This is a genomic window from Streptomonospora wellingtoniae (genome assembly GCF_031845375.1).
Taxonomy (GTDB): domain Bacteria; phylum Actinomycetota; class Actinomycetes; order Streptosporangiales; family Streptosporangiaceae; genus Streptomonospora; species Streptomonospora wellingtoniae.
In genome coordinates this window covers 185951-195524 of sequence record NZ_JAVREK010000007.1, presented here as the reverse complement: position 1 = coordinate 195524, position 9574 = coordinate 185951, and the positions used below count along the sequence as shown (strand labels likewise).

The 9574-nt window shown below is 73.1% G+C and carries 9 protein-coding genes; 8 read left to right on the top strand and 1 reads right to left on the bottom strand.

The genetic code is table 11. From position 1 onward, the window contains the following. Positions 1-321: 321 nt before the first annotated feature. Positions 322-1662, bottom strand: a complete 1341-nt coding sequence (locus RM446_RS09535) for a DUF5685 family protein (RefSeq protein WP_311544823.1) — start codon at positions 1660-1662, stop codon at positions 322-324. A gap of 143 nt (positions 1663-1805) precedes the next feature. On the opposite strand from RM446_RS09535, the gene RM446_RS09530 reads away from it, so the two are divergent. From RM446_RS09530 to RM446_RS09495, 8 genes are all read left to right on the top strand, one after another. Continuing rightward, positions 1806-2219, top strand: coding sequence for a (deoxy)nucleoside triphosphate pyrophosphohydrolase (locus RM446_RS09530; protein ID WP_311544822.1), 414 nt, complete (start codon positions 1806-1808; stop codon positions 2217-2219). A gap of 146 nt (positions 2220-2365) precedes the next feature. After that, positions 2366-4252, top strand: coding sequence for a translational GTPase TypA (gene typA / locus RM446_RS09525; protein ID WP_311544821.1), 1887 nt, complete (start codon positions 2366-2368; stop codon positions 4250-4252). Positions 4253-4565: 313 nt separating this feature from the next. After that, entirely contained in the window at positions 4566-5747 is a 1182-nt protein-coding gene (locus tag RM446_RS09520; RefSeq protein ID WP_311544820.1) for an FAD-dependent oxidoreductase, read from the top strand. Between the two features lie 180 nt (positions 5748-5927). Then, on the top strand, positions 5928-6524 hold the full coding sequence (locus RM446_RS09515; protein WP_311544842.1) for a DUF4178 domain-containing protein: 597 nt from the start codon (positions 5928-5930) through the stop codon (positions 6522-6524). Positions 6525-6527: 3 nt separating this feature from the next. Next, on the top strand, positions 6528-7103 hold the full coding sequence (locus RM446_RS09510) for a DUF2617 family protein (RefSeq protein WP_311544819.1): 576 nt from the start codon (positions 6528-6530) through the stop codon (positions 7101-7103). Continuing rightward, positions 7093-7491 (top strand): hypothetical protein, encoded by a 399-nt coding sequence (locus tag RM446_RS09505; protein WP_311544818.1) that lies wholly within the window; start codon positions 7093-7095, stop codon positions 7489-7491. The genes RM446_RS09510 and RM446_RS09505 overlap by 11 nt, the downstream gene beginning before the upstream one ends. Before the next feature lie 61 nt (positions 7492-7552). Then, positions 7553-7975 (top strand): DUF350 domain-containing protein, encoded by a 423-nt coding sequence (locus RM446_RS09500; protein WP_311544817.1) that lies wholly within the window; start codon positions 7553-7555, stop codon positions 7973-7975. Then, positions 7975-9573: a polyamine aminopropyltransferase gene (locus tag RM446_RS09495; protein ID WP_311544816.1), complete on the top strand. Its 1599-nt coding sequence runs from the start codon at positions 7975-7977 to the stop codon at positions 9571-9573. Before RM446_RS09500 ends, RM446_RS09495 begins: the two co-directional genes overlap by 1 nt. The last annotated feature ends 1 nt before the right edge of the window (position 9574 follow it).

Genomic DNA, 9574 nt, shown 5'->3' with positions numbered 1-9574 from the left:
GGGCTGTACGCACCAAGATCAAGCGGCGTCAGCCCGGGAACCACGCACCCATTTTGTTCCCCCGGTACGGCCGACCGCTAGGGAGGCCCCACACATCTTGTAGCTATCGTGAAGGAAAGCGATTTCCCTTCACGATAGCTACAAGATCGACGGGGTTCGGGCCCTGTATGAGGCAGAAGAACGTCTTCGAGGTCGTCCGCTGACGACACGCTCACGCACGGCGCGCGGGGACGCTGACGGACCCCTCCCCGGTGCTCCCGATGCGTCCCCCGCCCGGCCACCCCCGGCTCCCACCCGGCCGCCACCCGGCCGGAAGGGGCCTCAGTCGCACGAGCAGTCGCAGTCGCAACCGCCGCCACCACCGCCGTCCCCGCCTCCGTCGCCGCCGCTGCCACCGCCGCCGGTGTTGCATCCGCTGCAGCAGTCGAGGCAAGGACCGCGGTGCTCGCCCGACCACGGCCCGGGGTGGGGGTCGCGGCAGCAGGGCTGGCAGGTGCAGCACATGAACAGGGCGACGGCGCACCCGGCGAAGAGCCCGCGCTTCTTGGGCGGCGCGTAGATCTTCGGCGTCTCGCAGTTGCACGTGCAGCAGCAGCCGCCCTGGTCGCCGGCCGGCCTGTGCCCGTTGTGGGGCCCGCCCGCGCCCGGCGGCGGCTCGACCGGTCCGAAGGCTCCGGCGTAGCCGTCGTCCTGCGGTCGCCGGCGCCCGCCCCTGCGGCCCCCGTAGTCCTCGGGATCCCCGTGGCCGCCCGGGTACCCGTGGCGCCCGCGGCCTCCACCGGAGCGCGGGTGCCCGGGCGACTCGGGGTACCCCGCCGCCGTGAAGGTCCGCGCCACCGACCGCCGAAGCTCGTGCACCAGCAGCGCGCGGACCAGTCGCCCGTCGTCGAGGTCCGCCTCGGCCAGCGCGAGCTCGACGCCCAGCGCCGCGTCGTCGCACAGCCGGCGCACCTCCGCGACGGCTGTGCCGGTCGCCTCCACCGGGTTCCACGCTCCCGCCGCGCGGTCGTCCTCCGCGTCCTCCACGGCGTCGAGCAGGTGGGCGATCCGTCCGAACAGCCGCCCCGCCTCCCGCAGCGGATCGCGGTTGCCGGGGCGCCCCGCGAGGACCGCGGTGTGTGCGAACGCCTCTCCCGTGGCGAACTCGGTGGGACGCGTGGCGGCCAGGACGTCGGCGCCGTTCTCCGCCGCCGACTCGGCCCACCGCTGCCCGTCGAGCGCCTCCAGCAGCACACCGGCGTCGAAGCCCAGCTCGCCGCTCCCGTTGCGGGCGGCGCGCTCCCACCGCGCCGCCAGCGCCCCGGCCGCCGCCCGCACCGGCCCGCGCGCGTACAGGCCGTCGCCGTCCGCGATGTGGTCGCCGATCCTGGCCGCGGCCAGCAGCAGCGACACCGACGCCGCCAGCTCCGCGCCCGCCCCCGCCGCGACGTCGGCGCCGCGCATCCCCCGCAGCGGGCACGGCCCCGCCGCGCGCGTGGCGGCCGCGGGCCGCTGGGCCGCGGTCAGCGCCGACACCACCAGGCCGTCGTAGTTGGTGGCGGTGCGGGCGAGCTGGCCGTGTCCGTCGCGCAGCGCCAGGCACAGTCCGCACAGGTGGGACATCCACGACGCCGCCAGGTCGCCGGGCAGGGTGTGGCGGCACGGACGCAGGATTCCGAACACCGGAGGTCTCCGATCGGTAGCGGTGGAGGACACGTCTTCGACCCCCGCCGCCCTCCTCCGGTTCCCGCGCGCACGCGTGCCGGAGTCGCGGCGTGCCGCCGCGGCGGCGACCGGCCGCGGCCCCGCCGGGCTAATCTTGGCGGGTGCCAGACACGCAGATCGTCGTGGGCGCCGCGATCCTTCGCGACGGCGCCGTACTCGCCGCCCAGCGGTCCCATCCGCCGCAGATGCGCGGCCGCTGGGAGCTGCCCGGCGGCAAGGTCGACCCCGGGGAGTCCGACACCGCCGCGCTCGTGCGCGAGTGCGAGGAGGAGTTGGGCGTGAGCATCGCGCCGCTGCACCGCATCGGCGGCGACGTCTCCTTCCCCGCCCGTGTCGGCGGCCCCGCCGCCGTGCTGCGGGTGTGGCTCGCCGAGCTGCCCGCCGGCCAGCCGGAGCCCCGGGCGCTGGAGCACCTGTCGCTGCGCTGGCTGAAGGCCGACGCGCTCTCCGAGGTCGACTGGCTGCCGGCCGACGTGCCGTTCCTCGCCGACATCCGCCCGCTCCTGGTGGGCTGAGCGCGTGCCCCGGCCGCGCCCCGGACGTGCGTCCCGAGAGCCGCACTGACCAGGCCGTTTCTCCGCGGACCCGGCGAGCCCGCATAAACTGGCTGTGTGCCGCGGGAGTCGCGGTTCTTCCCACCAGATGAGATCGAGACACTCGCATGTCCAGCGCCACGCCTGTCGAAGGCTCCGCACGTAGGACTGACATCCGCAACGTCGCCATCGTCGCCCACGTCGACCACGGCAAGACCACGCTCGTCGACGCCATGCTCTGGCAGTCGGGCGTCTTCCGGGAGAACCAGGACGTCGACGAGCGCGTGATGGACTCCAACGACCTGGAGCGCGAGAAGGGCATCACCATTCTCGCCAAGAACACGGCCGTCCACTACACCAAGCCCGATGGCGACGACGTCGTCATCAACATCATCGACACCCCCGGCCACGCCGACTTCGGTGGCGAGGTCGAGCGCGGCCTGTCCATGGTCGACGGCGTGGTGCTGCTGGTCGACGCCAGCGAAGGGCCGCTTCCCCAGACCAGGTTCGTGCTGCGCAAGGCGCTGGCGGCCAAGCTTCCGGTGATCCTGGTCATCAACAAGGTCGACAGGCCCGACAGCCGCATCGCCGACGTCGTCGACGACGCCTACGAGCTGTTCCTGGACCTCGACGCCGACGAGTCCCAGATCGAGTTCCCGATCGTCTACGCCTGCGCCCGCGACGGCAAGGCCTCGCTGGAGCGCCCCGCCGACGGCGAGGTCCCCGACAACGGCGACCTCGTCCCGATGTTCCACACCATCCTCGACACGGTTCCGGCGCCGGAGTACACGCCCGGCGCACCGCTGCAGGCCCACGTCACCAACCTGGACGCCTCGCCGTTCCTCGGCCGCCTCGCGCTGTGCCGCGTGCACCAGGGCGAGATCCGCAAGGGCCAGTCCGTGGCCTGGATCAAGGGCGACGGCACCGTCGACCAGGTGCGCATCAGCGAAATGCTGATGACCGAGGCGCTGGAGCGCAAACCGGCCGAGAAGGCGGGCCCCGGCGACATCATCGCCATCGCCGGCATCCCCGACATCATGATCGGCGAGACCCTGGCCGACCCGCAGGACCCGCGCCCGCTGCCGCTGATCACCGTGGACGAGCCGGCCATCTCGATGACCATCGGCATCAACACCTCGCCGCTGGTCGGCAGGACCAAGGGCGCCAAGGTCACCGCCAGGCTGGTCAAGGAGCGGCTCGACCGCGAGACCGTCGGCAACGTGAGCCTGCGCGTGCTGCCAACCGAGCGCCCCGACACCTGGGAGGTGCAGGGCCGCGGCGAGCTCGCACTGGCGATCCTCGTGGAGCAGATGCGCCGCGAGGGCTACGAGCTGACGGTCGGCAAGCCGCAGGTGGTCACCCGAGAGGTCGACGGCAAGCTGCACGAACCCGTCGAGCGACTCACCGTCGACGCGCCGGAGGACTACCTGGGCGCCATCACCCAGCTGCTCAGCGTCCGCAAGGGCCGGATGGAGCAGATGACCAACCACGGCACCGGCTGGGTGCGTATGGACTGGCTGGTGCCCTCGCGCGGCCTCATCGGGTTCCGCACGGAGTTCCTCACCGAGACCCGCGGCACCGGCATCGCCCACCACGTCTTCGAGGGTTTCGAGCCGTGGTTCGGCGACCTGCGCACCCGCCCCACCGGGTCCCTGGTGGCCGACCGCACCGGCCAGGCCATGACCTACGCCATGTTCAGCCTGCAGGAGCGCGGCGTCCTGTTCGTCGAGCCGGGAACCGAGGTCTACGAAGGCATGATCGTGGGCGAGAACTCCCGCGCCGACGACATGGACGTCAACATCACCAAGGAGAAGAAGCTCACCAACATGCGCTCCTCCACCAGCGAGGAGCTGGAGCGCCTCGTGCCGCCGCGGCGGCTGTCGCTGGAGCAGGCCCTGGAGTTCTGCCGCGAGGACGAGTGCGTCGAGGTGACACCCGAATCGGTGCGCATCCGCAAGGTGGTCCTGGACTCCAAGGAGCGGGGCCGCATGGCCGCCCACAAGAAGCGCGGCTGACCCGCGAGCGCCGGATCCGGCTGGTGCGGCCGGATCCGGTTCCCGCCGGTCCGCGGCCGGAGCCGCGCGCGAGCCGGCTGCGCCCCGGAGCAGCGGTCCCCGGGACGCCTCTGGATGCCTTCTCCGAGGACACGCGCATCGTCGGCACCGGGTAATGTACTCCGCGTGACGCTCCGGATGCGGACCGGATGCGACCGAAACCCGGTGTTCCGTAGCGCGTGCGGTCCGGCGGCTCTAGCCTGGGAAGCCCAGGGTTCCGAGTACGGCCGCAGGCCGCGGGACCGCTCGTTGACCCCCTCGAAGGACGAGCCATATGGCAGAGCCGCACGCCGTCGTCATCGGTGGCGGGATCGGCGGGCTTTCCGCGGCGCTGGCCCTGCGCCGGGTCGGCTGGGCGGTCACCGTCTGCGAGCGCGCTCCCGGCATCGAGCCCGCCGAGCTCGCGCTCGCGCTGGCCCCCAACGCGCTGCGTGCCCTCGACTCCCTCGACCTCGGCGAGGACGTCCGCAAGCACTCCGCTCCGCAGGGCATCGCCGCCATCCGGCGCCGCGACGGCGGATGGATCCTGCGCGTCTCCGCCGAACGCACCCGCCGCCGGTTCGGCGACGCCGTGTGCGTCCTGCGCCGCGGCGAACTGGCTGCGATGCTGCTGGAGCGGCTGCCCGCCTCCGCTTTGCACACCGCCGCCACGGTGACGGCGGTCGAGCCCGGCGACACCCGCCGCCCCGCCCGCGTGGCGACCGACGCCGGCGACCACACCGCCGACCTGGTGGTGCTGGCCGACGGCGCGCGCTCCGCGCTGCGCACCGAGCTTTTCCTGGAGCACCCCGGCGCCGTCTACGCGGGCTTCGCCTACTGGAGCGCGATCGTGCCCCGGCCCGAGCCCGCCATGGCCTTCGGTGAGAGCTGGGGGAGGGGCGGTGTGGCCGGTGTGCTGCCGCTCGGCGGCGACGCGGTGTTCTGCTACGCGACCGGCAACGTTCCCGCGGGCGGCCGGAGCCCCGACGAGCACGCCCGGCTGGCAGAGCGGGTCGAGGGATGGCACGCCCCGCTGCCGCGCCTGGCGGCCGCCGCCCGGCCCGAGTCGGTGGTGCGCACCGACGTGTGGCACGTCGACACCCCGCTGCCCGCCTACCACCGGGGCCGCATCGCGCTGGTGGGCGACACCGCCCACGCGATGACCCCCAACCTGGGCCAGGGCGCCGCCCAGGCGCTGGAGGACGCGGTCGTGCTCGCCCACCACATCAGCGGGTCGGTCGCCTACGTGCCCACGGCGCTGCAGTCCTACTCCGACGCCCGGCTGGGCCGCACCAGCGCGCTCGTGCAGCGCTCCGCTCAGCTCGCCGAGGCGGTGCAGAGCGAGTCGCCGCTGGCGGCGCGGGTGCGCGACACCGCCGCCGCGGTGGTGGGCGCGGCCGCGCCGACGCTGCTCGCCCGCTACACCCGCCCCGTCGGCGACTGGCGCTCGCCCGAGCGGACCCGACCGCGGCCCTAGCTCCGGGGTGCCCTCCGGTGCGCGCTCGGCCCGGCGGCGCGCGACCGTTACCGAGTCGTGTTCGCCGTGCGGGAACGTGGAGTACCTCCCATACGCCCGATTCATGAGGTCGGCGTGTGCCGTACCGCCGATCGCCCCGTCCCGCCTCTGGAGAACTCCGAGCAGATGTCGAACCCGTCGATGCTCCTCCTGCTCGCCGCCGTGGTCGCGGCGCTGGTCGCAGCGGCTGTCGCGGTCGCCGTGATCCGCAGGAAGCAGCGCGCTCCCGCCCCCCGGCCGTCCGCCGTCCCGTCGGATCCCTTCGCCGACATCGGTGAGACCCAGGGGGATCCGCTCCGCCTCAAGGCGGGGGACATGCTCGACTTCGGCGCCGAGCGCACCTGGGTCCGCGGCACGCTGCGGCTGTCCGAGGGCGGCTCGGTGTGGGCCGAGCACTTCCTGGAGGTCGACAGCGGGCGGCGGTGGCTCTCCGTCGAGCAGGACCCCGATCTGCAGATGGCCCTGTGGACCGGCCGACCCGACCTCGACCTGACCCCGCACGGCCGCGAGGTCGAACTCGACGGCGTCCGCTACCGGCTCACCGAACGCGGCAGCGCCTCCTACCGGTCCGAGGGCACCACCGGGCTGCGTGCCGCAGGCGGCATGGACTACGCAGACTACGAGGCGCCCGGCGGCCGACTGCTGTCGTTCGAGCGGTTCGACCACGGCCGGTGGGAGCCCAGCACGGGGACGCCGCTCGGCCGGGCGGCGTTCACCGTCTTCCCGTCGGGGGACTGACCGGTGCCTGTCGCACTATCCGCGCCTTTCGCCGACACGCGCGCCGCCGACCTCACGTGGACGCTCGACGCGCCCGAACTGCCCGCGCTCCTCGCCCGCACCCGCGTGCTGGCCGGCTACCGGGTGGAACTGCGTGTCCTGGGCGCCTCCCACCAGGTGGTGCTGGCCGACGGCGGCGAACGGCTGCTGACCGAGACCGTCGCCTGCCTCCCGGACCTCCGCGGCGACCTCCCGCGCCGGGCCCGGCACGCGCCGGCCGGCCTGGACTCCTACGAATTCACCAGCCGGGTGTCCACCCTCGGCCCCCTTGCGTTCGCCGAGCGGGTGGAACGCGTCCGCGCCGCGGTCGACGGCGACCCCCGCGGAGTGGTCGCGGCGTTCCCCGGAGCACCTCAGGCCATCACCGCGCTGCTGCCCGAGGCTGCGCCCCGCGCGGGAGTGCGGTGGCGGACCTGGCACGCCTATCCACAGACACAGGAACTGGTGGTGACCGCCACCGCATGCGAGCGGCCGACCTGCGCCGCCGGTACTGCCGACACCCCCATCCCGGAAAGGACGCGTGAGCGCCGTGCTCGATGACCGCGCCCGCAAGTTCGCGCTGATCGTCGGCCTCGCCATCGTGGCGCTGGTAGGCGTGTTCGTGCTGCCCTCGTTCGGGTCCACCTGCGGCGACTACGATCGCGCCGACGCCGAGGACCTGCTCGACGGAACACGCATCGAGCAAGGCAACGACGGACGAAGCTACGAGTACGAGCCCGGCGACGGCGACTACCGCAAGACCGGTCCCGGGGAGTTCGAGTACGTCGGCTGCTCCGGCGGCTCGGGCGGCTTCGGCTTCTGGTCGGTCGGCTCCAAGGGCTCCGGCGGATCCAGCGGATCCGACGGTTCCGGCGGCTACGGCTCGGGCGACTCGGACGGCTCCGGCGGCGGGCTCTTCCGCGGAGGAGGGCCCGGCTCCGGCAAGTGACCTGCCGCGTTCCGCCCGCCGGAACGCTCCCCCCGACCACACCAACGAACAAGGATCCCCGATGGCAGTCCTCCTCTACGAAGCCGGAGCCAGCCTGGCCTACGGCGTTCTCGGCGTCGTACTCATGGTGCTCGGCTACCTGATCGTCGACGTGCTCACCCCGGGCAGGCTGCACGAGCTTGTCTGGAACCAGCGCAACCGCAACGCCTCGCTCCTGCTGTCCACCAACCTGCTGGGCGTGGCCATCGTGGTCGCGACCGCGATCTACGTCAGCACCGGCGGTCTGGCGATCGGCCTGGCCTCGGCCACGGTCTACGGCCTCATCGGGCTGCTGCTGATGGGGCTGTCGTTCCTGCTGATCGACGTGCTCACGCCCGGCAAGCTCGGGGAGGTGCTCACCGACGACGAAACCCACCCCGCGGTGTGGGTGAACGCCGGTGCCCACATCGCCATCGCGCTGATGGTCGCCGCGGCGATCTCCTGATGGCGCAGGAGCGCAGGGCGTCCCCTCCGGAAGCCGGCGCACCGGCAGCCCGGGCGCGGCTGCCGGTGCGGCCCCGCCTGGCGCGCCTGCTCGTCCTCTTCGCGGTCTTCGTATGCGCCGCCTGCGGGCTCGTCTACGAACTCGCGCTCGTCGCGCTGGGCAGCTACCTGCTGGGCGACACCGTCGTGCAGGCCTCGGTGGTGCTCTCGGTGATGGTGTTCGCGATGGGCGTCGGTTCGCTGCTGTCCAAGCGGCTCACCGACCGCCCCGCGTTCTGGTTCGCCGTCATCGAGGGCATGCTCTCGGTCGTGGGCGGACTGTCGGTGCCGGTGCTCTACGCCGCCTTCGCCTGGTTCTCGCTCTACCAGCCGGCGATGGTGCTGCTCGCCTCGGCCATCGGGGCGCTCATCGGTGCGGAGATCCCCCTGCTGATGACCCTGATCCAGCGCATCCGCCGCCAGGACGCCGCGGACGCGGCGGCGGACATGTTCGCCGCCGACTACGTCGGCGGACTGGTCGGCGGTCTGGCGTTCCCGTTCGCCCTGCTGCCGGTGTTCGGACTGCTCAAGGGCACGCTGCTTGTGGGGGCCCTGAACGCCGTGGTCGGCGTGTGCGTGGTGCTGTGGCTGTTCCGCGGGTCGCTGAGCCCGCGGGGCCGGCTGCTGCCCGCGGTCGGCCTGGTCCTGGTCCTCGCGGTGCTCGCGTCGTCGTTCGCCCTGTCGGGGCGGTTCGAGGTGAGCGCCCGCCAAGCGCTCTACCGCGACCCGATCGTCTACGCGCAGCGGTCGGACTACCAGGAGATCGTGGTCACCCGGAAGCTCTCGGGCAGCGACACCCGGCTGTTCCTCAACGGGGACCTGCAGTTCAGCTCGCTGGACGAGTACCGCTACCACGAGTCGCTGGTGCACCCGGCGATGAACGGTCCGCACGAGGACGTTCTGGTTCTCGGCGGCGGCGACGGCCTGGCGGTGCGCGAACTCGTCGGCTACCGCGACGTCGACTCCGTCACCCTCGTCGACCTGGACCCCGCTGTCACACGCCTGGCCCGCTCCATGCCCGCGATCCGCGACCTCAACGAGGACTCCTTATCCGACGCGCGTGTCCGCGTGGTCAACGCCGACGCCTTCACCTGGCTGCGGGAGAACCGTCGACGCTTCGACGTGGTCGTCGTCGACATGCCCGATCCCGACGACACCGGCACCGCCAAGCTGTACTCCGCCGAGTTCTACGGGCTGGTGCGCCAGGCGGTGACCGAGCGGGGGCGCATGGCCGTCCAGGCCGGATCGCCCTACTTCGCGCCCGACGCCTACTGGAGTGTGCGCGCCGGGCTGCGCTCGGCGGGCTGGCGGGCCGCCGGCTACCACGTGGACGTACCGAGCTTCGGCGACTGGGGGTTCTTCCTCGCCGTGCCCGAAGGACGCGGCGACCCGGCTGTGGAGCTGCCCGAGGTGCACCCGCCGCTGCGGTTCCTCGATGCCGCCACACTGCGCGCCGCCCAGACCTTCCCCAAGGACCGCCGACCTACCGGCGCGAAACCCTCCACACTGCTGATGCCGCGCCTGCTCGACTACGAGCGCGGCGCGTGGGAGGGCTACTGAC